This window comes from Microcoleus sp. PH2017_28_MFU_U_A (genome assembly GCF_020738035.1).
Taxonomy (GTDB): domain Bacteria; phylum Cyanobacteriota; class Cyanobacteriia; order Cyanobacteriales; family Microcoleaceae; genus Microcoleus.
In genome coordinates this window covers 87,998-109,212 of record NZ_JAEQCX010000037.1, presented here as the reverse complement: position 1 = coordinate 109,212, position 21,215 = coordinate 87,998, and the positions used below count along the sequence as shown (strand labels likewise).

Genomic DNA, 21,215 nt, shown 5'->3' with positions numbered 1-21,215 from the left:
CAAATAGTCTCGTGCGATCGCCCGAGTTGCGGACAAAGCTACCCAAATAGTCAAGGATGGGTAGCTTTGTCCATAAATTAAGTTACAGTTTCAAACCCCATGCCCTGTTTGGCCCATGCCCCATGCCCTGTTTGCCCCATGCCCTACTCCCCTTCTACCATTTTGCGATAGTCTTGAACCGACAAAGCATCATCCGCATCGCTAGCGTTGTCAACGCGCACTTTCAGAAACCAGCCAGCGCCGTAGGGATCTTCTGCCAAGTTTTCGGGAGACTCTATAATGTCATCATTGCGTTCTACGACTGTACCAGTCACAGGCGCTTTCAAGTCTTCAACTGCTTTCACTGACTCGACTGTACCGAATGGTTCGCCCTTTTCCAACCCTGCACCGACTTCAGGCAAATCTAGAAACACAATATCACCGAGTTGGTCAACTGCAAAGGAACTGATGCCGATCGTGGCTATTTCCCCTTCGAGTCGGATGTATTCGTGAGTGTCTAGGTATTTTAGGTCATCGGGGTATTGTAGTGCCATGTTTTTTCTCGCAATGAACAAAGTCTCAATTAAATCTTATTAAATTATGGGCATTGAGTTATGGCAAATTGGAATAAAAAAAATATGAACCTTTTACTTTTCGGGGAATTCTCTGTCCAACGAGTCTTTAGCTCTATAATTTTTATCTACGCTTTTCTGTGTCTTTACGCAGTCTTTTTTTCAGACAGGTTGATTTTTCAACCTCCCGCTGCTGGCTACCAGGATACCAGCGAAATCATTAAACTTAGCTCAGCTAATGGTCTGAAAATTTCTGCTGTTCATTTTCCGAACCCCCAAGCCCAATATACCATACTTTACAGTCACGGCAATGCAGAGGATTTGGGATATATTTGGTCGGTTTTGCGAGAGATTCGAGATAGCGGGTTTGCTGTATTTGCTTACGATTATCAAGGTTACGGTACGAGTCAGGGAAAGCCTTCTGAGTATAATGTTTATCGCGATAGTTCGGCGGCTTACGGTTATTTAACCGAACAGTTGCGAGTTCCGCCTAAGCAGATTATTGTGTACGGACGTTCTGTTGGTGGCGGGCCGGCTATTGATTTGGCTTCGCGGCAATCTGTGGGCGGTTTGGTGGTTGAAAGTTCGTTTGTTTCGGTTTTTCGGGTGTTGACGCGGATTCCGCTTTTCCCGTTTGATAAGTTTGTGAATGTTGATAAAATTGGTAAAGTACGATCGCCCGTTTTAGTCATGCACGGTAAGGCCGATCAAGTAGTGCCGTTTTGGCACGGAGAGCAGCTTTTTGCGGCTGCTAAGCAGCCGAAACTTAATTTTTGGGTCGATCGCGCCGGACACAACGATTTAATGGAGGTCGCTGGCGATCGCTATGCTACGACTTTGCGAAGGTTTGTTGGTGCGATCGCCAATTAAGTTTGCAGTCAGGACTTGAGTCCTCAGAAAGAAGGACTGATATCGTTTCCGGTTGCATCGGAATGATTTAACCGCAGAGAACGCAGAGGACACAGAGAGAATAGAGAGATTAACAATTCCCATGCTACCGGATTTGATATGAAGTCCGAACGATCGAACCTTTTTTTTCGATTTATTTAAGGTTGAATGAAAATGCCGATCGCATTATGGACTCTCGCAGCAGTAGACGGCGGGCGATCGAGCAAACTGCCTCCCAAATACAAACTTGTCGAACTTCCCCCATCCAAGTTTAAAGCCTCCACAGCACCCATTTGCTGCAATATCTGCGCCAGTTCCGCGAAATTTGGGCCGGCCCCGCCCGCGCGATTGTGCACCGCTACAATTAGCAAATTCCCCGCAGCAGTGCGCCCGATCGCACTCCGAATCGCCGTCTGTCGAACATAGGCATCGCTAAACCCTTCCGCCTTCGCATCCACAGCCACTCGACTGTTTTGTACCAACACCGGCCCGCCACCGAGAATGTAGGGAAAGCGGTTGAAATCTGCCGGAATTGTATTAGTTTCTAAACGCAATAAAGTACCAACCGCCAATTGAGATGCAGGGGACAAATCGGAACGCAAAGCTAAAATATAACCGTTCCCTGGAATTGGAAAATTGGTTTTTCCCGTGGCACCTCCGGGGGATTGACTGACAACTCTATCGCCCGCAACTGTGACAACTATTTCATCGTCGGAAAACGGAGTATAAGTCCCTCCCCAATCGGGATTGTAACGACCGATTCCAGATTCCACGTAGGCACTATTTAACTGAGAAATAGATAAACGTTGATTCGCAGAAGTTATTAAAGTTTCTTGCAAAGTCAAACGATCGATCGCAAATTCGCCTCGATCGTTCCAAGCGATCGCCCCGCGATTCAATATCGGCCCGGAAAGCCATTTCGTATCCCGCCGAATCGCACCTAAAGCTAGTCGATTGATGCGATTGAAAAATCCGGCATTAATTGCAGCAGCCGTTCCCGAAAGTTCCGCTGTTTGTAATAAAGGTGCACTACCTTTCTCTGTCGGCGGATTGCTCAACAACGGTCGAATTTTGATGCCGGATTGACGCGGATTCACTTCTAAGGAATATACCGGGAAACGCGCTGTTCCTAAATTTTGATACTGTTGTCTCCATCGAACTCCCGCCGCCCAAGCAATGTCTTTTTCTACTAACGAGTCGGGGCGAATGTCGATTACTAATCGATGGGGATTTCCTAAACTGAAAACTTGCGGCCGCCAGCCTAAGGGAATTTGTACTTTGATTCTGGTTTGATTCCCCGCAGGTTCGATTTTTAGCGATCGCAATTGCTGACTGGTTGCAAAAATGCGATCGCCCAAAGTGCGATCGACTTTGGCATCGATCGCGATCGACCATTCTTGACTGGCGATCGCCTGTATGGGTGCTAGCGGCTGCGAGAATGCTGGTTTTGTCGGGTCGTCTGGTGTTTCGAGGTTTGGTGTTACGGGGCTGACCTGCAAAGGGATAGCGGGTTTTGTGGGGTCGTCTGTTGGTGATGGGCTGGGTGTATCCACAAAGTTAACTTGCCACGGGGCGGCGCGATCGAGATCTAGAACAATGCGATCGCCCGTTTCTCTGGCTGCTTGCCGAATTCCGGTGACATTCGCAGGTTGAGTGGTGATTTTTAGGAGATTATTGTCGATCGATATTTGCCAGCCGGCAAGTTTAGCAAAATCGGTAATATCTAAGTAACGATACGCACCAGTCGATCGCACTGTCAAACTTTGAGCATTACTTAAAGATACGGAAAACCACTGTACAGGTTGTTTGGTACTGTCGGCGGTGGACAGCAAATCGACTCCGGCAGATTGCATTAAGCCAACATCCGCAATCCAAGTTCTGAAATTAGTAGAAGTGTTATTTGTTGGCTGCTGAGTCCAAGCTAAGGGCAGAATCCGGCCGTTGAGAGAGACTTGGCGGCCTTGTTTGATTGTGGCAACTGGTGGTATAGATTGAGTCATTAGTTTTAACTCAGACTTTGCACTATTTTTGGCCACAGGCAAGATGCCTGTGCCACTATCCATCAAGCTATTTGTGGGGTGGGCATCTTGCCCGCCCCCAGAGGCCACAGGCAAGATGCCTGTGCCACTATTTATCAAGCCTTTCTTTGTGGGGTGGGCATCTTGCCCGCCCCCAGAGGCCACAGGCAAGATGCCCCCAGAGGCCACAGGCAAGATGCCTGTGTCACCATTTATCAAGCCTTTCTTTGTGGGGTGGGCTTCTAGCCCGCCCTCAGTCACAGGCAAGATGCCCCCAGAGGCCACAGGCAAGATGCCTGTGCCACTCCGACTCTCTTGGGCTGTTGCAGGTTGATTCCAGACTGAGTACAGAAGGATCGTCGCCAGTACGGGCGAAATCGACACTGACAATATCCAGGGCCAAACACTCGATCGCCTTCTGTTAGCTGCTACTAGCCGTTTTTGTCTAATGTGCATTTTTTTATTCTGGAAACCTAAAACCATTAACCTTCAAAAACGCCTGTCTTATAGCACAACGGTAAAAAATTCTAATTTTATTGGATAATCTTAATTTCTTTGGCTGTGTAGTTGGCTGTAGTTAGTTGCATAATATTAAGGCAGGGTTTAATTAGTTGTGAGCCTCGCTGCTACAACACTACTTGCACCTACTCACGCCCGCGAGCAGGTGTCTTTTATGTCTGGGGCGCTGACGAAAGCAACTAAACACCGCAGTGAACAAAATAAAGCTAAAGTTACTATTTACTGATGTTCGCTGCAAGGCGATCGAGCGGACTCAGGAAAAAACACGCAAAAAACTCGATCGCCCCCAATATATCTAGTTGCTGGGTAGCAATTCCTCAAAGGATCGCTGCTTGTTAACAGCAGCGTATTCTGCCAGAGATCTCCGAAGCGATTCGATCGAGATAATTTAAAATCTCCAAACAGGGTTTCCGCGTTACGTACAGGAAGCATCTACGTAAATTTTTATCGAATCAGCTTGCTATGTGCTGTTTTAAGATTTACTAGACTCCCACCGCTCGGCAGCATTCTCTCTCCGAGCTATAAAAACAAATCAACCACACAATCACAGAAATAACATTCAATCAACATGGGTAACACGATCGATCTAAACAGCAACGTGCATCAAACTGAGCGAGGAACTCCATTTGCCGGCCAAAACTGGTTAGTGGAAGAAAGAGATGCCTGCGGTGTGGGGTTTATTGCCAATCAAAGCGGCGAAGCTACGCACTCACTTATTCAAAAAGCCCTCCCAGCCTTAACTTGTCTGGAACATCGCGGCGGTTGCAGTGCAGACTCCGATTCTGGCGACGGCGCAGGTTTGATGACTGCAATTCCTTGGGAATTGTTGCATACTTGGTTTGCCGAACAGGGAATTGTGCCTCCACCACAGGAAAACTGCGGGGTAGGAATGATGTTTCTGTCTCAAGATGAAAGTCAAGCCAATACCGCGCGGCAGGTGGTTGAGGAAGTTGTGAAAGCACGCGGTTTCACTGTGGTGGGATGGCGGAAAGTTCCCGTTGTACCGTCGGTTTTGGGCCCGCAAGCACGGGAAAATCAACCTCAAATCGAACAAATCATTGTAAGTTCACCAAACTTAGCCGGAGATGAGCTCGACAGACAGTTATTTCTCGCCCGCCGCACGATCGGACACTCGCTATCGGATCGCCCAGGCTTCACCCGCCAAGACTTTTATAGTTGCTCTTTTTCTTCCCGCACGATCGTCTATAAAGGCATGGTGCGATCGGCAATACTCGGAGAATTTTACCTCGATCTGAAAAATCCCGCTTATAAAAGCGCCTTTGCCGTCTATCACCGCCGCTTCAGCACCAACACCATGCCCCGCTGGCACCTAGCCCAACCCATGCGCTTGCTGGGACACAACGGCGAAATTAATACGCTGTTGGGCAATATTACCTGGATGAAAGCGCGACAAGCGAATTTATCTCACCCGAATTGGAGTCAAGCCGACATCGACACCTTCAATCCCATTGTCAACTCCGAAAGCAGCGATTCGGCAAACTTGGACAACGTGATGGAAATGTTGGTGCACTCCGGCCGATCGCCCCTGGAATCGCTGACAATTATGGTGCCCGAAGCCTACAAAAATCAGCCGGATTTGGTTCCCTATCCCGAAATTGTCGATTTTTACGAATATTACAGCGGTATTCAAGAACCTTGGGATGGCCCGGCGCTGTTGGTATTTAGCGATGGCAAGCAAGTAGGTGCTACGCTCGATCGCAACGGTTTGCGTCCAGCCCGCTACTGCATTACTAAAGACGGTTTGGTAATTGTCGCCTCCGAAGCCGGAGTTGTCGATATTCCCGAAGCAGATATCGTCGAAAAAGGCCGCTTGGGGCCCGGACAAATGATTGCAGTGGACTTGCAAACCAAGGAAATTCTCAAAAATTGGCAGCTAAAACAGCGGATTGCGAAGCGCCACCCCTACGGCGAATGGCTCAAACAACACCGCGAAACCTTGCAACCTCAGCCTTTTGCCGAAACCGCAACCCTCGACTCGCAAGCCCTGTTAGCCACCCAAACTGCTTTTGGCTACACCGCCGAAGATTTGGATATGGTAATTGTGGAGATGGCAAGTTCTGGAAAAGAACCGACTTTCTGCATGGGCGATGACATTCCCTTAGCTGTGTTGTCAGAAAAGCCTCAGTTACTTTATAACTATTTCAAACAGCGGTTTGCTCAAGTGACAAATCCGCCGATCGACCCCCTGCGCGAGGGGATGGTGATGTCGCTGACAATGAATATGGGTTTGCGCGGCAATTTACTGCAAGCAACACCGGAAAATGCCAAGCTGCTAAAAATTGATTCCCCCGTACTCAACGACGGTGAACTGTCTTTCTTGAAAGACCAAAAGTCTTTCCCTGCAAAGCAACTGTCAACTCTTTACAAAATTACTTCCGGGCCTGCTGGCTTGCAAAGCGCAGTCGAGCAACTTTGTCAAGATGCTGTGGAGGCAATTCGATCGGGCGCAAGAATTCTGATCTTGAGCGATCGACCATCGCAGGAAAAAGGCGAATCTGCTGCTGTGGGATTGAGTGATGAATGCACTTACATTCCCCCCTTGCTAGCAGTTGGTGCAGTTCACCACCACTTAATTAGCGTCGGGATGCGGATGCAAACTTCGCTGGTTGTGGATACGGCGCAGTGCTGGAGCACTCACCACTTCGCGTGTTTGATTGGTTACGGCGCGATCGCAGTTTGCCCTTACTTGGCACTGGAAAGCGTGCGCGGCTGGTGGTTTGACACCAAAACTCAAAACTTGATGGAACACGGCAAAGTTCCCAAGATTACGGTGACTGAAGCTCAAGCTAAATATCGCACAGCGGTAGAAAACGGCTTGCTGAAAATCATGTCGAAAATGGGGATTTCGCTGCTGTCTAGCTATCAAGGCGCGCAAATCTTTGAGGCGATCGGGATTGGCGCCGATTTGCTCGATTTGGGATTCAAAGGCACTGTGTCTCGAATCGGCGGTTTGAGTATCGCTGAACTTGCTAACGAGGTAATGTCTTTCCACTCTCAGGCTTTCCCAGAATTACTGCTGAAAAAGCTGGAAAACTTCGGCTTCGTGCAGTACCGCCGAGGTGGCGAATATCACATGAACAGCCCGGAAATGGCCAAGGCTTTGCACAAGGCTGTGGCTACATTTAAGGCTGATACTAACGGTAACGGTAACGGGGCCGAAGTCTCTCCCGCCGCGAGCGGGGACGCTCGCACTGAAGCAAAAACGGCTTACGATCATTACGAGGTTTACAAAAAACAGCTAGAAAACCGCCCGGTTACGGCTTTACGAGATTTGCTCGACTTTGCGAGCGATCGCCCTTCCATCCCCATCGAAGAAGTCGAATCTGTAGCAGATGTTGTCAAACGCTTCGCCACCGGCGGAATGTCCCTCGGCGCTTTGTCGCCGGAAGCCCACGAAACACTCGCCATTGCAATGAACCGCATCGGCGGCAAATCCAACTCCGGCGAAGGCGGCGAAGACCCGATTCGATACAATGTGCTGAACGATGTGAGCGCGGCCGGCTTCTCACAAACCCTACCTCACTTAAAAGGTTTGCAGAACGGCGATACAGCCTGTTCGTCAATCAAACAGGTAGCTTCCGGGCGTTTCGGGGTAACTCCTGAGTATCTGATGAGCGCCCAACAAATCGAAATTAAAGTCGCACAAGGTGCGAAACCGGGTGAAGGCGGTCAATTACCGGGGCCGAAAGTGAGCGAGTACATTGCCTATTTGCGCCGATCGAAACCGGGTGTCACTTTGATTTCGCCTCCTCCTCACCACGACATTTATTCGATCGAGGATTTGGCGCAGTTGATTTTTGACTTGCATCAAATCAATCCGAAAGCGGGTGTTTCGGTGAAGTTGGTATCGGAAGTCGGTATCGGCACTGTAGCAGCGGGCGTTGCGAAGGCAAATGCTGATGTGATTCAAATTTCCGGCCACGACGGCGGCACCGGTGCGTCTCCACTTAGTTCGATTAAACACGCAGGTTCTCCGTGGGAACTCGGATTGACCGAAGTTCACCGAGTGCTGATTGAGAACAAGTTGCGCGATCGAGTTTTACTGCGCGTTGACGGCGGCTTCAAAACTGGTTGGGACGTAATTATCGGCGCTTTAATGGGCGGCGAAGAGTACGGTTTCGGCACCGTGGCAATGATTGCCGAAGGCTGCATTATGGCTCGCGTTTGCCACATGAATAGTTGTCCTGTGGGCGTGACAACTCAACAGGAACACTTGCGGAAACGGTTCCCGGGAACACCGGAACACGTGGTTAATTTCTTCTATTTCGTAGCAGAAGAAGTGCGGAGTTTGTTGGCGAAATTGGGTTACAAGTCGATCGCAGATATCATCGGCCGCGCGGATTTGCTGAAAATGCGCGATGGGGTGAAACTAACTAAAACTCAAGCGATTAATTTGGATTGTTTGACGAAGTTACCGGATACTAAGGGCGATCGATCTTTCTTAGTCCACGGCGACATTCACAGCAACGGGCCTGTGTTAGACGACGAATTGTTGGCGGATGTTGAGATTCAAAGTGCGATCGCCAATCACGGCACTGTCAGCAAGAATCTAACATTGGTAAATACCGATCGCACTGTGGGAGCGCGTTTATCAGGTGCGATCGCGCTACAACACGGCAACACCGGCTTTACTGGTGAAATCACCCTCAACTGCACAGGTAACGCGGGCCAAAGCTTCGGCGCGTTCAATTTGCCGGGGATGACGCTGGTACTGTCTGGCCAAGCTAACGACTACGTTGGTAAGGGGATGCACGGTGGCGAAATTGCGATCAAACCGCCGATTGGTGCGACGTATGATGCAGCCGAAAATGCGATCGTCGGTAACACTTGCTTGTACGGCGCGACGGGCGGAACCCTGTTAGCTGCGGGTAAAGCGGGCGAACGGTTTGCGGTGCGTAACTCAATGGCGAAAGCAGTCATTGAAGGTGCAGGCGATCACTGTTGCGAGTACATGACTGGCGGCGTCATCGTCGTCCTAGGAAAAGTCGGCCGGAACGTCGGCGCTGGAATGACTGGCGGCTTGGGTTATTTCCTCGATGAAGATGGCAATTTCCCGGCGCACGTCAACGGAGAGATTGTGAAGATGCAGCGCGTTTCTACGGCCGCTGGTGAGGCGCAATTGAAGGAGTTGATTGAGATGCAGCGCGATCGAACTAACAGCAAAAAAGCCGCGAAGATTCTCGCAAATTGGTCGGAATATTTGCCGAAGTTCTGGCAAGTTGTGCCGCCAAGTGAGGCGAATTCGCCGGAGGCTTCGGAGCAAAAGATTGCTGTGGAAGTTTAATTTTGCGGCTGGTTAAATAGATGAGGGGTGACGCGAGTTGCCCCTTTTTTGATAATTATTCTGGGTTTTTGAGTTGTAGAGTCGATCGCAACGCTGCGGTGTTATACTAAATGTCAGGTGTAACACCTGTTAATATAAGCAACTTTTAAAGCTATATGAAGACAGGTGTATTACCCGAGGACAAGTGTTTGAAGGTAAAGAGTAGAGATAATGGGTATTAATGTATGCGAGCAAACAAGCAATGCCTTCCAAAAAGCCTGTAATCACCATCCGAGTCAACCCCGAAGAATATGAGGTTTTGCAAGAATGGGCTGATTCCGAGTTCAGAAGTGTGCCCAGCTTAGTGCTGGCATTCGTTCGGAAAACGCTCTTAGAGCGCAAGCAGCAACACCCAGACTATCGAACTCAACAACCTAAATCTAAATGACCTTGCCATTGACACCATTCAAATGAACATTATGGAGATACGATCGTTGTGACCAATTCTCAACCAGAGGAAGTCACCTCAAGCCACTCCGTCACCGAACGATGGCGGTGTTACGCAATGCAGGAAAAATACGGCTGGCGACTGCTACGAATCAAACCGACAAAAGACTCAACCCTCAAATACTCCTGCATATTTGAAGGTGAAACCAGTTTTCCTAACTACATGGATGAAGACGAGGAGGATTAACAAATGGGCAGAAAATACATTATTTTTCGCGCTGACTGGACAGAAGAAGAAGGTGCCGAGAACAGACTTTTAGCTCACACCGGAGGGCTAACCGACATTTTGGCAGAGTATTTTGATTCATCAAATTCACCGATTCCCGAACCTGGTTATCGGCCGCTAGAGTTCCAAACTCTGACAGAATCTAAAGACACCCAAATAGCTGGTGCTGATACTCATTACCGCGTAGGCGACTGGGAAGTAATTAGAGTAGAAGAATACCAGACAGCCATCCCGAACAATGCCTTTGAGGCGATCGTGGTTTGCTACTGCAAATACTCCCCTGTTCAAACACCCTTGATACCGATGCCAAAATCTACGGTTTCAGTTGACTCCTTCGGTTCCGAGGAAAAATATCGGCAGTATCTCGAACAAACAAAGCAAGCAACAGCACTTGTTTAGAAATAATCTCGACTAGGAAGGTATGGAAATTTTCATACCTTTTTTGATTATTTGCGGTTGGCTAAAACAAAAGTGGCGATCGATCTCCCAATTCGTGCCAATTTTGCCTAGAATAGATATAACCTATGAAATAACATCTGTCATGCAAAGTTACACGATCGCAGAAGTCTGTAATCCACAGGCGACAATCTTTATTAATGATGTTTAGAGATGCTTATGCGTGTTGTAAAAATTGACCGAATAATTGCGGCTGTGGCAAGGGTTTACCATCAGCTACGGTCGATTCAGTGAGAAGTTCCAAAACCTCGCGGGCATTTTTTAATGCGTCTTCGTAAGTATCCCCGTGGGTATGACAATAGTCTCCCCATTCGGGAAAACTAACGACATAGCAGCTATCCTCATCTGACCACTGAATAATAATTGTATAATGACTGTTCATTTAAGTTATGCGTAGGCAGGAAGTGGCTCATAAACGAGTTGAATTAGTTTTTCTGAGGGAACAGTTTCCATTGCATAGGTATTACCTTGAGCATCCGCAAAATCCACTAAATAAGCGCGATCGTCAAAGCTCATCAGAATCGTGCCAACTTGTCCAGGTCGGAGCAAAATTGGCTGAGAGGTTTCTTTATGAATTGCCTGAATTTCTGCGATCAAGGCAACAACATCATACTCGTGTAACGTCATTATAGTATCCTCACTTATTGACAGGATAGGTATTAGTGAGCCTGGGAAAGTCTTCATCGGTGCGAATCATCCAACATGACAGCACCCAAGAGCTTCCAGTTTCTGTAGTCATAAAAAATTTGACATCATACTGGGTTCCATAGTTGTCTGTTTTATAAATTTCTGCCTCTTTATTGACCGCAGATTCTAGTAGAGCTACTTCTAAAATAGCTTTATTTTCTAGTGTAATTCCCAATCGATTTCTAAACAGGATGGCTTTATCTTTTCCTTTGGGATGCTGCATATTTAGTGAGTATCGCTCAAGCTTGTCGCCAAGCAGTGCTTTCTCTCCGTTGGGTAGTTTCATCTGTTGAAATGGTATAAGTCACTTGGCTGGACATGAATCAAGCTGGCGTCTCCTCCATTTTTCATTTTTCATTCTCAATTTTTAATTGTAACGCCTCACATTCCACCGCCAACGAAATACCCAACTCTGTCGCCAGCGCTAACGCTTGCTGACAATACTGCCGCGCCATCTCAACCTCGCCCAAGCCTTGATGCAGTTCTGCCAAATTTTTCAGGACTTCAGCTTTACCTGCTAAATCACAAATCTCACAAAAAATTACCAATGCCACGTGCAAATTTTTCAGCGCATCTGAATACTGCTCTAGTTTAATTTGAGAGTTTCCCAAATTGCATAGGGCACCACCTTCTCCGCGACGATCACTAATATCATGAGCAATAGTTAGCCATTGCTGAGTGTAGTTAACTGCCTGCTGATATTTGGCTAGAGCATGATAGACAAGCCCTAAGTTTCCCAGGGCATTACCTTCTCCTCGACGATCACCGATGCTATGCTTGATCATCAAAGATTGCTCAGTGTGGTCAATCGCTTGCTGATACTTACCTAGACAATGATAAGCAAGTCCTAGCCCGCCCAAGGCATTACTTTCTCCTCGGTAATCGCCAATCTTACGGGAAATCGTCAACCATTGTTGAGCATACTCAATCGCTTGTTGATAATCGCCCAACCTACGGCAAGTGAGTCCTAATCCACCCAAGGCGTTACCTTCTCCCAAAAAATCGTTAACTTTACGAGCTATTGTTAGACTTTGTTGATAAAAATATATTGCCTGAGAGTATTTAGACATATGAAAATTGTAATTTCCTAGCATTAGGTAACAAGTTATATCTGTGTCAGGAGTTACTTTGTTGAGTAGTTTCAGGCATGATTTTTCTCCATCTTTGTAGTAGCTCCAAAACTCTAGTTGTCTAGGAATATGAACTTTTGAAAAAAATTCTAAAGGTGTTAAGAGAATTTTTCTAGCCTCTTCCCAATTTCTGATTTCGCAGTAATGGTCAAACGCTTCCAGATAACCACGCACGGTTTCCAATTTGGGTGCATTAGGTGAAGGTTTGTAGGCAGTCAGCCATAGATCGGCTGCTTGACGTTCGGCAGATGTCCAGACCACTGTATCGGCTTTCAGCAGCTCGTAGGCGACGGAGCAAATCAAATTGTGTTGGCGAATATCAGTGCCTTCTTTTTCAATCAAAGCCCGATCGCCCAAAACTCGATAAGCCACTTTTTGCTGTTGAGACGATCGATCGCCAATCATCGCCAACCAAAACTTTTTCGGAACCGGGCGACGAAACACCGCACTGCGACAGAGTAAATCCAGAGCATCCGCAGGGAGTTGTTCTAAGGATTTCTTGATGCGTTCTCGGACTTTGCGATCGAGGGCTTCGTTGTATTCCGTTTCATCCAAGCGAGTCGCTTGTAGTTCCCTCGCAACTTGCTCAAATTCTGGTTGATAAATTTGCCAATAGCCGGAAACATTGCCTGCAAATTCCTGCAAAATATCTTCAGCAATCACCTTCAAAACCAGCGGATGACCTTCATATATCTTGGCGATGCGGGTGAGGATATCTTGGTTAGAAGGTTCGACAATGACGCCGCGTTTGGCAAAGAATTCCAGTTGTTCTAGCTGCAACAGCCCATTCAGTCGGTATTCTGCCCAAGTATTCGGGTAGCGATCGCTAAATTCAACCAGTGCTGTAGGAAGCGCTTGCGCCGTCAATACCAAGTGGCTGACAAGACCTGACTCGGTAAGGAAACGCTGAAGAAAAGTTGCCCAATAAGTATCAACAAATTCATTCGGTTGTTCGGGATTGAGCAAGCGTTCCAACGAATCTATTTGAATCCAGTACGAATGAGATTGCAGCTTTTGCAAGAGTCGTTTGGCTAGCCGATCGGGATTATTTCGTTCCTGGGGATCGAGTTCGCGATCGCCCAATTTAGCTAATAATTCAGCAACAACAGAGGCAAAATCTGGGCTTTGTCCCTCCAAAATTTCCAGATAAATCCATTCAAACGATCGCTCTTTCTCCCAGGTTTTACTAGCTAGACATTCTCCCAGCGTCGTTTTGCCAATCCCAGAAATACCCTTAATCCACAACAACCGAGTCTGTCCTTGCAATTTGGGCAGAAGTTCTTCAACGATCGATTCACGCCCCACCCAAGTTTGCGGATTGTAGGTCGAAAAATTAGGAAAGAGGAGAGATTCAGAACTAGGAGGGGAAATGCGATCGGTATTTGCAGAAATTAGGTCAGGCTGATACTGGGCGCAGAGAGCGATAAGCTGTGGTAACTTTCGCTCACCACTCCTTGGATCGTCTGCTTCATTTTGAAATACCTCAATCTTAAAATCCTTGTAAAGTTGTCGTCGGTGCTGAGTCAGAGCATCTTCACTCACTCCCACATCCGCCATGATTTTTTCGCGGGTGTCACCTCTCAGAATTCCTAAGAGGACTTGTTTACGTTTTGTTGGCAGATTATCAAACACTTCCAGGAATTTTTCTCGTCTCATCACAACTTTCCCCCCAAACTGAGAATTTTCTCACTACCCATATTATGAGATATCAAACCCAGAAACTGTATGAATAACAGCTCAAAACATACAGGAGTCAAGGCAATGTCTTATCAACATTCATCCAATAGTGCCAACCAAAGCGTTCCTTCCATTGTGACCATCGACACTCTGCCCATTATCGAGCATGGCGAATCACCGACGGCAATTATTCTGTCGATCGCGATTCTGAGTTCGACACTGATCGGCAGCATCACCGGATTAGTGCGCGTCATTTTAATGACCAAACCTCGCCGTTAGACTGAATTGAGCGATCGTATTTCTAGAAAAGTGCGATCGCTCATAGTTTAATTAAAAAAAATTAGAAAGACAAGTAACAATCGCAGTTTCAATAACTACGGTAGCGGGCGTTGACGAATTTGATCGCGCTCCACCACCGTAAACCATTCCTCAAATTGCAATCCTTCGATCTGTAATAAATTTAACAATATTGATGCTGGTTCTTCCGGTGTGTGAGGACGAAACCGTAAATAAATGACACCTCTTGGCGATCGCATCCGCAAGCGATAAATGAGTTCACCGTAATCGCGATCGAACGTCAAAATCACCCGTTGCTCATCCGTCGCACGAGCCAAAACATCCGCATCCTCAATTCGGGCGAGAATCCTCGGTAACAGAAGCGACTTCCAGATCCGCTTGTCGTAGCAGTCGTACACTCTGAAGAGGAAAGTTTTCATTTGCCAGAAACCGCATTAACTTGCCTCAGCAAAGAGTAGAGGCGTGTAAAATACGTCTTCTTTGAGGCATTCCGCAGCGAAGGCAAATACAGCTTGGATAGATTCATGATTAAGCGTTGGGTAGTTTTCTAGAACTTGTTGCTCAGTCCAACCTTCTGAAAATAGCCCTAAAACGAACTCCACGGATATTCGTGTCCCCTTAATTACAGGCTTTCCAAGCAGAATTTTAGGATTTGAGTGAATGTATGTTTTCCAGTTCATAGCCAGCTTGCCTCTACGGAGTCTGCATCTATTTTGAAACGTTTCTCTCTAGCTTACTTCATTTATCGTCTCAAATTCACGCCGCGATCGAATTGTGCGATCGGCACTTCCAGCTCAATACTCTCTAAAGTATTATTTGTAGGCTAGGCGCAGGCAGGAAGTGTCTCATAAACGAGTTCCATGAGTTGTTCTGAAGCAACGGTATCAGAGATTATGACGTGAGACTTCTGCTGTTTGAGCTAAAAATTCTTGATAAGCCGATTCATCTCCAAAAGAGTCGATCGACACCTGAGCGTTTGGCATCGGTATCAGCGGAGTTTCGACGGGGACATATTTGCAGTATCCAACTACAATCATCTCAAATTCGTTATTAGGTATTGCTGTCGGGTACTCTTCCACCCTCACCACTTCCCAGTCTCCTGTACGGTAGTGGGTGCTAGAAGCGGAACCGTCAGCGCTGTGAAACTCCAGCAATCTGTACCCTTAAAAATGCAATCCCGCTTGAGAAGCGAACTCAAGCCAACTACTGTAAAGCAGAGCTAGCTCTCATTTACTTTGCATATCGTAATTATCAAGAAAACCTATACTTTTTCTTGATGGCTTTGTGCTGCTCCCCATCCGTTTAACATCAATACTTAAATACATATGAGCTTATCTGCACTCCGCGAAAACTTTTGTTACAATATGTAAGCTGTTACAAATCGTAACTTATGCTGGTTTCTATTTTAATAATTGACGTTGCCCTCGTTGCCTGGTCATTGCATCTAATGCAAGAGGCGATCGCGCAACGAGAATTTTCACTAATCCTAGCCGGCACCCTAGTTGCGGTTTCAGCCGCAGCCCTGGTAGTCGTCTACTTCCTCATGGGGTCTTGTTTGAGCCATTTAACCGAAATATCCCAGCACACCTACTAAATCGTAGTAGCGATCGACAATTGTCAAAAAGCGAGGATTTTTTTTGAAAAAAAAGCCAAAAGCCTTGCCCATCCAAGGCTCCAAACTATTTTTTCAAAAAGGCTTGACAAATATCGGTCAGTTAAGGCATGATTGAGAGCGCGAAAAGAAAGGGGAATTAGCTCAGTTGGTAGAGCACTACAATGGCATTGTAGGGGTCAGCGGTTCGAGCCCGCTATTCTCCATAAGTCAAGATTAGAGGGCGGTTGAAACCGCGTCTACACAAACGAAGTCCGCCTCCGCGGACTGAAGAGAATAACATAATCTTCACAGCGTATTCTTCAACGCACTTGGAGTGGGTTTTGTCTGTATACACGCGGTTTCAACCGCGAGCGTATTCTTAAATTCGATCGCACCACACACCACAAAAACCAACTTTCCCCTAAAATCAAAACAGTCTACCCGCAACCAACAAAGCGCTACCTGTGGCAAACTCAACTGAACCCAACAATCCAGAGATAACGAGTCAGCTTGCGCGATCGCCTCTGTACGAACTATCATTGCAGCTCAAAGGTCGAATGGTGCCCTTTTCCGGGTGGGAGATGGCCGTGCAGTACGCAGGTATCACCAGCGAACACCAAGCAGTACGCCAGCAAGCAGGAATGTTCGACATTTCCCACATGGGAAAATTCTGTTTGAGAGGGAAACAGGTAATAGAAAAATTTCAACCCTTAGTACCGTCAGACTTAAGTCGGTTGCAACCAGGACAAGCTCAATATACAGTCTTATTAAATGACAAAGGCTGCATCCTAGACGACATTATTTTCTACTGCCAAGAACCCGATGGAACCACGGGCGAAGAACGTGCAGCAATCATTGTCAATGCCGCCACTCGCATCACAGACAAAGCCTGGATTCTCACCCACTTAGACTTAAGCGAACTTATTTTTACCGACATCTCGGAAGACCAAGTTTTAATTGCAATTCAAGGCCCGGAAGCTGTTAACTGTCTCCAGCCTTTTGTCGAAGATAACCTCGCACCAATTAAAGCTTTCGGACACTTAGAAACTAAGTTGTTGGGACAGCCGAGTTTTATCGCCAGAACAGGTTATACTGGCGAAGATGGATTTGAAATCATGGTGGATACAGAAACCGGAAAACAAGTCTGGCAAAAATTCCTAGATGCTGGCGTTGTTCCCTGCGGTTTGGGTGCGAGAGATACTTTGCGTTTAGAAGCAGCAATGGCACTTTACGGTCAAGATATCGATGACAATACTACACCTTTAGAGGCTGGATTGGGTTGGGTAATTCACCTCGATAGCAAAGGCGATTTTATTGGGCGCGAGGTTTTGGAACAGCAGAAAGCTACGGGAGTATCGAAACGGTTGGTAGGGTTGGAAATGCAGGGGCGGCATATTGCGCGCCATGGCTATCCGGTAATAGTTGCAGGGGAAAAAGTAGGAGAAGTTACTAGCGGTACATTATCGCCTACTTTGAATCGGGCGGTAGCCCTCGCGGTTGTTCCGGCAAAATTAGGTAAAATTGGCCAGCAGTTAGAAGTTGAGATTCGCGGGAAAAATTACCCGGCTACAGTGGTGAAAAAGCCATTTTATCGATCGCCAAATCGCCCAAATTAAATAAGGTTCGATCGGGTGAATGTCAAAGTCAAAAAATAGACTCAACCCGATGGTTTTAAGTGCTTCGAGGGCGAAATTGGATGCTTCGGTGGTTGATTTGATTTGTTTGACACACTCAAGTGCGATCGAGGATTACAAAAAAGGTTGAATTCTATGTCACAAGCCGAAAAAAATGAGGTTGAGTTAGTTTCTGCCGTGGGTATCGATTATAGCAAATTGCGAGATTTAGTGGCAGCTAACAAGTGGGAAGAAGCCGATCGAGAAACCCTGAGAGTGATGTTGAAGGTGGCGGGTACGAAACAAGAATGGCTGGATACAGAAAGTATTGAAAAATTCCCCTGCGAGGACTTGCGTACCATTGACCAACTTTGGGTAAAATATTCTAAAGGTCACTTCGGCTTTAGCGTGCAGAAGCTTATTTATCAAAGTCTGGGGGGAACCAGTGGATATAATAGCGAAGTTTGGGGCAGGTTTGGCGATCGTGTGGGTTGGAGACAAAAGAATCAATGGGTCTACTACGAAGACATCACTTTTTCAGAGAAAGCACCTGAAGCTCAGCTTCCAGTTTTAGATTGTTGGAATATTTGGGGGATTTGTTGGTGGTTTGATGGAGAGAGGGGAAGGGAGTGGGTGTCTATTCTCTCGCGTCGAGACTTGTAGAGTTTAGCATTTAGGCATTTCAGGGTAATTGGGAATTGGGAATTGGTAAATTCATCGCAAGAAATATTTTTCCACTCTCCCCTCTCCCCCTCTCCCCCTCTCCGAATTCTCTCCCTCTCCTCTTTGTTCGAGTGCCGATTTGCGGGCGTTGGTCTAAAATCAATACAGTCGTCCTCTGCTGCCTTGCTTTCGGCAAGATTTAAGCATACTTACCCTGCAACCTCATAATAATCCTTGTGCCTAACGCTTCCCAGAACCGCCAAGAGCTGGATCTGAAGACCATATTTCCATTTGAGCTAGATAACTTTCAGAGAGACGCGATCGCCGCCCTCGATGCAGGTAAATCCGTTGTCGTGTGTGCTCCCACGGGCTCAGGGAAAACTTTAATCGGCGAATACGCCATCCATCAAGCACTATCCAGAGGGCGGCGCGTCTTCTACACCACTCCCCTCAAAGCTCTCTCCAACCAAAAGCTGCGGGACTTCCGTCATCAATTTGGAGACGAGATGGTAGGTTTGCTGACGGGCGACATCTCCTTCAATCGAGATGCGCCGATTTTGGTGATGACTACCGAAATATTTCGGAATATGCTCTACGGTACGCCGATCGGCGCTGTCGGTGCTTCCCTCACCGGAGTCGAAACCGTGGTGCTCGACGAGTGTCACTACATGAACGATCGCCAGCGGGGTACAGTCTGGGAAGAATCAATCATCTATTGTTCCAGCGAAATTCAACTCCTCGCCCTCTCAGCAACCGTTGCTAATAGCGACCAACTTACAGACTGGATTAACAAAGTCCACGGGCCCACAGAGCTTGTCTACTCAGACTTTCGGCCAGTGCCGCTACAATTCCACTTCGCCAATCAAAAAGGGATATTTCCCCTGCTAGACGAAACCGGCAAAAGAGCTAATCCGCGATTAGTCCCCAAAAAGAAGCAGCAAAAAGCAGAAAGAGGTAGCATTCCGACTCCCAGTTTGACCGATGTTTTGTCTCGGTTGGACGATCGCGATATGCTACCAGCAATTTACTTCATCTTCAGCCGTCGCGGGTGCGACCAAGCAGTAGCAGAAGTAGGCAATTTCTCCCTAGTTAACGCAGCCGAAACAGCCGAACTCAAACGCATTATTGACGATTTTTTACAGCGCAACCCAGAAGCAGAACGTTTCGGTCAAAAAGAAGCACTTTTAAAAGGCATCGCCGCCCACCACGCAGGCATTTTGCCCGCCTGGAAAGGTTTAGTAGAAGAACTTTTTGGCAGAGGTTTGATTAAAGTCGTATTTGCCACCGAAACCCTCGCAGCCGGGATCAATATGCCCGCCCGCACCACCGTCATTTCCACCCTGTCCAAACGCACCGACAAGGGACACCGACTGCTAAACGCTTCAGAATTCCTACAAATGGCCGGTCGGGCAGGTCGCCGGGGCATGGATGAGCTGGGGCACGTGGTCGCAGTTCAGACCCGCTTTGAAGGCGCAAAGGAAGCCTCCTATTTGGCAACAGCCAAAGCCGACCCCCTTGCCAGTCAGTTTACGCCCAGCTACGGCATGGTGCTGAATTTGCTGCAAACTCACACGCTTGAGGAAGCTCAAGAGTTGGTAGAACGCAGTTTTGGTCAATACCTTTCTACCTTGTACTTGCAGCCGCAGCAATCAGAATTAGATCGGTTGCAAACAGAATTAGCGGTGCTCGAAGAGTCCCTGGCTGCCGGAGGTAATGTCTCTACCCTGGAAAAACAACTCGCCCATTACGAAAAATTGCAGGGAAGGCTCAAAGAAGACAAACGTTTGCTGAAAACTCTATTGCAGCAAGCAGAAGAAACGCGAATTAAGGAGATGTCGGTAGCTGTAGCTTTTGCAGTGCTAGGGACGGTTCTGAGTCTGAAGGGCAAACACGTCCCGACAGCCAAACGATCGCACACAACCCCAGTCCCCGCCGTACTGGTTGCCAAAATCCCAGGTTCCGGCCAAGCACCTAATTTGGTATGTTTGGGCAAAGACAACCGCTGGTATATCGTCGCGATTAGCGATGTCGCCACCCTCCACGCCCAACTACCCCGCTTGAGTGTCGCAGATGGCTTAAACCCGCCTCCGGAATTGACACTGAGACTCGGCCAGTGTCGCTTGGGAAGTGAAGAAACTGTGGCAATTGCTCAATCGATCCCAGAATTGCCCGCACCGGAACCGAGCCCAGAGGCGATCGAGCAACAGCAGAAAATCGCCGCCCTAGAAGATAAACTAGAAACTCACCCAGTTCTCGAATGGGGCAATCCCGGTACTTTGCTCAAGCGCCAGCGCCGCGGCGAAGAATTGAAAAAAGAAATCCGCAAAGCCGAACAAGACTTAGAAAAGCAGCGAGCTCGCTACTGGGAGCAATTTCTCAATTTAATTGACATCTTGCTAAATTTCGGTTGTTTGGAAAGAGTAATTTCCCCAGATGGGAACCGAGATGACTCCTCCGACAGGTTAGTACCCACAATCTTGGGCCAAGCCTGCGCCGCCATTCGCGGCGACAATGAACTGTGGCTGGGTTTGTCCCTAATGTCTGCGGAGTTTGACGAACTCGACCCCCACCACCTCGCTGCTGCTTGCGCGGCCTTGGTTACAGAAGTTTCTCGGCCTGACAGTTGGACTCATTACTCGCTGTCGCCGGAAGTTTTGGCACCTTTGGACAATCTGCAAAAAGGGCTGCGCCGCCGATTGTTTCAAGTACAGTACCGCCACGAAGCTGCGATCCCGATTTGGCTGGAACGGGATATCGTGACTTTGGTGGAACAGTGGGCTCTGGGCGTGGAATGGCTGGAACTGATTAGTCACACGAGTTTGGATGAAGGGGATGTGGTGCGGATTTTGCGCCGGACTTTGGATTTCTTGTCTCAGATTCCTCATGTTCCTCACGTGTCGGATTCTTTGCGGAAGAATGCTTGTCGGGCGATGCAGTTGATCGATCGATTCCCGGTAAATGAAGCGGCAACTCAGTAAGGATCGCGAATTAAATAATTTACACATATTTGTGGGATGGGCGTCCCGCCCGTCCCACAAGAACAATAAAAATTGTAAGTTATTTAATTCTCATTCCTAAGGTTCGATCGTTCGGGAGCATCTCAGT

The 21,215-nt window shown here is 47.6% G+C and carries 19 protein-coding genes, 1 tRNA gene and 1 pseudogene; 12 read left to right on the top strand and 9 right to left on the bottom strand.

Annotated features, from left to right (window positions below; all coding sequences use genetic code 11):
• Positions 1-143: 143 nt before the first annotated feature.
• Positions 144-533, bottom strand: a complete 390-nt coding sequence (gcvH, locus tag JGK14_RS07775) for a glycine cleavage system protein GcvH (RefSeq protein ID WP_293184463.1) — start codon at positions 531-533, stop codon at positions 144-146.
• 60 nt (positions 534-593) lie between these two features.
• Here gcvH and JGK14_RS07770 point away from each other — a divergent pair, with 60 nt between their 5' ends.
• Positions 594-1,421 (top strand): alpha/beta hydrolase, encoded by an 828-nt coding sequence (locus JGK14_RS07770; RefSeq protein ID WP_325314924.1) that lies wholly within the window; start codon positions 594-596, stop codon positions 1,419-1,421.
• A 176-nt stretch (positions 1,422-1,597) separates the two neighbouring features.
• Here the strand turns inward: JGK14_RS07770 and JGK14_RS07765 are convergent, their stop codons facing one another.
• Entirely contained in the window at positions 1,598-3,913 is a 2,316-nt protein-coding gene (locus tag JGK14_RS07765; protein ID WP_293198058.1) for a phosphodiester glycosidase family protein, read from the bottom strand.
• A 631-nt stretch (positions 3,914-4,544) separates the two neighbouring features.
• Between JGK14_RS07765 and JGK14_RS07760 the strand changes: the two genes are divergently transcribed.
• From JGK14_RS07760 to JGK14_RS07745, 4 genes are all read left to right on the top strand, one after another.
• Positions 4,545-9,281: a glutamate synthase-related protein gene (locus tag JGK14_RS07760; RefSeq protein ID WP_293324109.1), complete on the top strand. Its 4,737-nt coding sequence runs from the start codon at positions 4,545-4,547 to the stop codon at positions 9,279-9,281.
• Between the two features lie 241 nt (positions 9,282-9,522).
• A complete protein-coding gene (locus JGK14_RS07755; RefSeq protein WP_293211281.1) occupies positions 9,523-9,708 on the top strand; it encodes a hypothetical protein in 186 nt (61 codons plus the stop codon).
• 48 nt (positions 9,709-9,756) lie between these two features.
• A complete protein-coding gene (locus tag JGK14_RS07750; RefSeq protein ID WP_293184477.1) occupies positions 9,757-9,954 on the top strand; it encodes a hypothetical protein in 198 nt (65 codons plus the stop codon).
• A gap of 3 nt (positions 9,955-9,957) precedes the next feature.
• On the top strand, positions 9,958-10,392 hold the full coding sequence (locus tag JGK14_RS07745) for a hypothetical protein (protein ID WP_293193851.1): 435 nt from the start codon (positions 9,958-9,960) through the stop codon (positions 10,390-10,392).
• A 214-nt stretch (positions 10,393-10,606) separates the two neighbouring features.
• Here JGK14_RS07745 and JGK14_RS07740 read toward each other — a convergent pair whose 3' ends face one another.
• From JGK14_RS07740 to JGK14_RS07725, 4 genes are all read right to left on the bottom strand, one after another.
• Complete coding sequence (locus JGK14_RS07740) at positions 10,607-10,831, bottom strand: type II toxin-antitoxin system HicB family antitoxin (RefSeq protein WP_293324106.1); 225 nt, start codon at positions 10,829-10,831, stop codon at positions 10,607-10,609.
• 5 nt (positions 10,832-10,836) lie between these two features.
• Positions 10,837-11,076, bottom strand: a complete 240-nt coding sequence (locus JGK14_RS07735; RefSeq protein ID WP_293324103.1) for a DUF4926 domain-containing protein — start codon at positions 11,074-11,076, stop codon at positions 10,837-10,839.
• A 10-nt stretch (positions 11,077-11,086) separates the two neighbouring features.
• Positions 11,087-11,422 carry a DUF6883 domain-containing protein gene (locus tag JGK14_RS07730; RefSeq protein WP_293277136.1) on the bottom strand — a complete coding sequence of 112 codons (336 nt, stop codon included), beginning with the start codon at positions 11,420-11,422 and terminating at the stop codon, positions 11,087-11,089.
• 61 nt (positions 11,423-11,483) lie between these two features.
• On the bottom strand, positions 11,484-13,922 hold the full coding sequence (locus tag JGK14_RS07725) for a tetratricopeptide repeat protein (protein ID WP_293324100.1): 2,439 nt from the start codon (positions 13,920-13,922) through the stop codon (positions 11,484-11,486).
• Between the two features lie 105 nt (positions 13,923-14,027).
• On the opposite strand from JGK14_RS07725, the gene JGK14_RS07720 reads away from it, so the two are divergent.
• Positions 14,028-14,222 (top strand): hypothetical protein, encoded by a 195-nt coding sequence (locus tag JGK14_RS07720; RefSeq protein ID WP_325314923.1) that lies wholly within the window; start codon positions 14,028-14,030, stop codon positions 14,220-14,222.
• A 95-nt stretch (positions 14,223-14,317) separates the two neighbouring features.
• Here JGK14_RS07720 and JGK14_RS07715 read toward each other — a convergent pair.
• The 3 genes and pseudogenes from JGK14_RS07715 to JGK14_RS07705 all read right to left on the bottom strand — a co-directional run bounded on the left by JGK14_RS07715 (position 14,318) and on the right by JGK14_RS07705 (position 15,394).
• Positions 14,318-14,675, bottom strand: a pseudogene (locus tag JGK14_RS07715) (DUF5615 family PIN-like protein).
• Entirely contained in the window at positions 14,675-14,920 is a 246-nt protein-coding gene (locus JGK14_RS07710) for a DUF433 domain-containing protein (RefSeq protein ID WP_293193839.1), read from the bottom strand. The pseudogene JGK14_RS07715 and the gene JGK14_RS07710 overlap by 1 nt, the downstream one beginning before the upstream one ends.
• A 204-nt stretch (positions 14,921-15,124) precedes the next feature.
• Entirely contained in the window at positions 15,125-15,394 is a 270-nt protein-coding gene (locus JGK14_RS07705; RefSeq protein ID WP_293184503.1) for a hypothetical protein, read from the bottom strand.
• 236 nt (positions 15,395-15,630) lie between these two features.
• Between JGK14_RS07705 and JGK14_RS07700 the strand changes: the two genes are divergently transcribed.
• The 6 genes from JGK14_RS07700 to JGK14_RS07675 all read left to right on the top strand — a co-directional run bounded on the left by JGK14_RS07700 (position 15,631) and on the right by JGK14_RS07675 (position 21,088).
• Positions 15,631-15,834 carry a hypothetical protein gene (locus JGK14_RS07700; protein WP_293146445.1) on the top strand — a complete coding sequence of 68 codons (204 nt, stop codon included), beginning with the start codon at positions 15,631-15,633 and terminating at the stop codon, positions 15,832-15,834.
• A gap of 151 nt (positions 15,835-15,985) precedes the next feature.
• Positions 15,986-16,058: transfer RNA gene (locus JGK14_RS07695), tRNA-Ala, on the top strand.
• Between the two features lie 240 nt (positions 16,059-16,298).
• On the top strand, positions 16,299-17,450 hold the full coding sequence (gene gcvT, locus JGK14_RS07690) for a glycine cleavage system aminomethyltransferase GcvT (protein WP_325314922.1): 1,152 nt from the start codon (positions 16,299-16,301) through the stop codon (positions 17,448-17,450).
• A gap of 19 nt (positions 17,451-17,469) precedes the next feature.
• Entirely contained in the window at positions 17,470-17,598 is a 129-nt protein-coding gene (locus JGK14_RS07685) for a hypothetical protein (RefSeq protein WP_293181185.1), read from the top strand.
• A 5-nt stretch (positions 17,599-17,603) separates the two neighbouring features.
• Positions 17,604-18,110, top strand: coding sequence for a GUN4 domain-containing protein (locus tag JGK14_RS07680; RefSeq protein WP_293181188.1), 507 nt, complete (start codon positions 17,604-17,606; stop codon positions 18,108-18,110).
• Positions 18,111-18,346: 236 nt separating this feature from the next.
• Positions 18,347-21,088 carry a DEAD/DEAH box helicase gene (locus JGK14_RS07675; protein ID WP_293211275.1) on the top strand — a complete coding sequence of 914 codons (2,742 nt, stop codon included), beginning with the start codon at positions 18,347-18,349 and terminating at the stop codon, positions 21,086-21,088.
• Positions 21,089-21,215 lie beyond the last annotated feature (127 nt).

Excerpts from the sequence above, each read along its gene's own strand:
- gcvH (WP_293184463.1), bottom strand. The coding sequence starts at position 533 with ATGGCACTACAATACCCCGATGACCTAAAATACCTAGACACTCACGAA.
- JGK14_RS07770 (WP_325314924.1), top strand. The coding sequence starts at position 594 with ATGGCAAATTGGAATAAAAAAAATATGAACCTTTTACTTTTCGGGGAA.
- JGK14_RS07765 (WP_293198058.1), bottom strand. The coding sequence starts at position 3,913 with ATGCACATTAGACAAAAACGGCTAGTAGCAGCTAACAGAAGGCGATCG.
- JGK14_RS07760 (WP_293324109.1), top strand. The coding sequence starts at position 4,545 with ATGGGTAACACGATCGATCTAAACAGCAACGTGCATCAAACTGAGCGA.
- JGK14_RS07755 (WP_293211281.1), top strand. The coding sequence starts at position 9,523 with ATGCCTTCCAAAAAGCCTGTAATCACCATCCGAGTCAACCCCGAAGAA.
- JGK14_RS07745 (WP_293193851.1), top strand. The coding sequence starts at position 9,958 with ATGGGCAGAAAATACATTATTTTTCGCGCTGACTGGACAGAAGAAGAA.
- JGK14_RS07740 (WP_293324106.1), bottom strand. The coding sequence starts at position 10,831 with ATGAACAGTCATTATACAATTATTATTCAGTGGTCAGATGAGGATAGC.
- JGK14_RS07735 (WP_293324103.1), bottom strand. The coding sequence starts at position 11,076 with ATGACGTTACACGAGTATGATGTTGTTGCCTTGATCGCAGAAATTCAG.
- JGK14_RS07730 (WP_293277136.1), bottom strand. The coding sequence starts at position 11,422 with ATGAAACTACCCAACGGAGAGAAAGCACTGCTTGGCGACAAGCTTGAG.
- JGK14_RS07725 (WP_293324100.1), bottom strand. The coding sequence starts at position 13,922 with ATGAGACGAGAAAAATTCCTGGAAGTGTTTGATAATCTGCCAACAAAA.
- JGK14_RS07720 (WP_325314923.1), top strand. The coding sequence starts at position 14,028 with ATGTCTTATCAACATTCATCCAATAGTGCCAACCAAAGCGTTCCTTCC.
- JGK14_RS07710 (WP_293193839.1), bottom strand. The coding sequence starts at position 14,920 with ATGAACTGGAAAACATACATTCACTCAAATCCTAAAATTCTGCTTGGA.
- JGK14_RS07700 (WP_293146445.1), top strand. The coding sequence starts at position 15,631 with ATGCTGGTTTCTATTTTAATAATTGACGTTGCCCTCGTTGCCTGGTCA.
- JGK14_RS07685 (WP_293181185.1), top strand. The coding sequence starts at position 17,470 with ATGTCAAAGTCAAAAAATAGACTCAACCCGATGGTTTTAAGTGCTTCG.
- JGK14_RS07680 (WP_293181188.1), top strand. The coding sequence starts at position 17,604 with ATGTCACAAGCCGAAAAAAATGAGGTTGAGTTAGTTTCTGCCGTGGGT.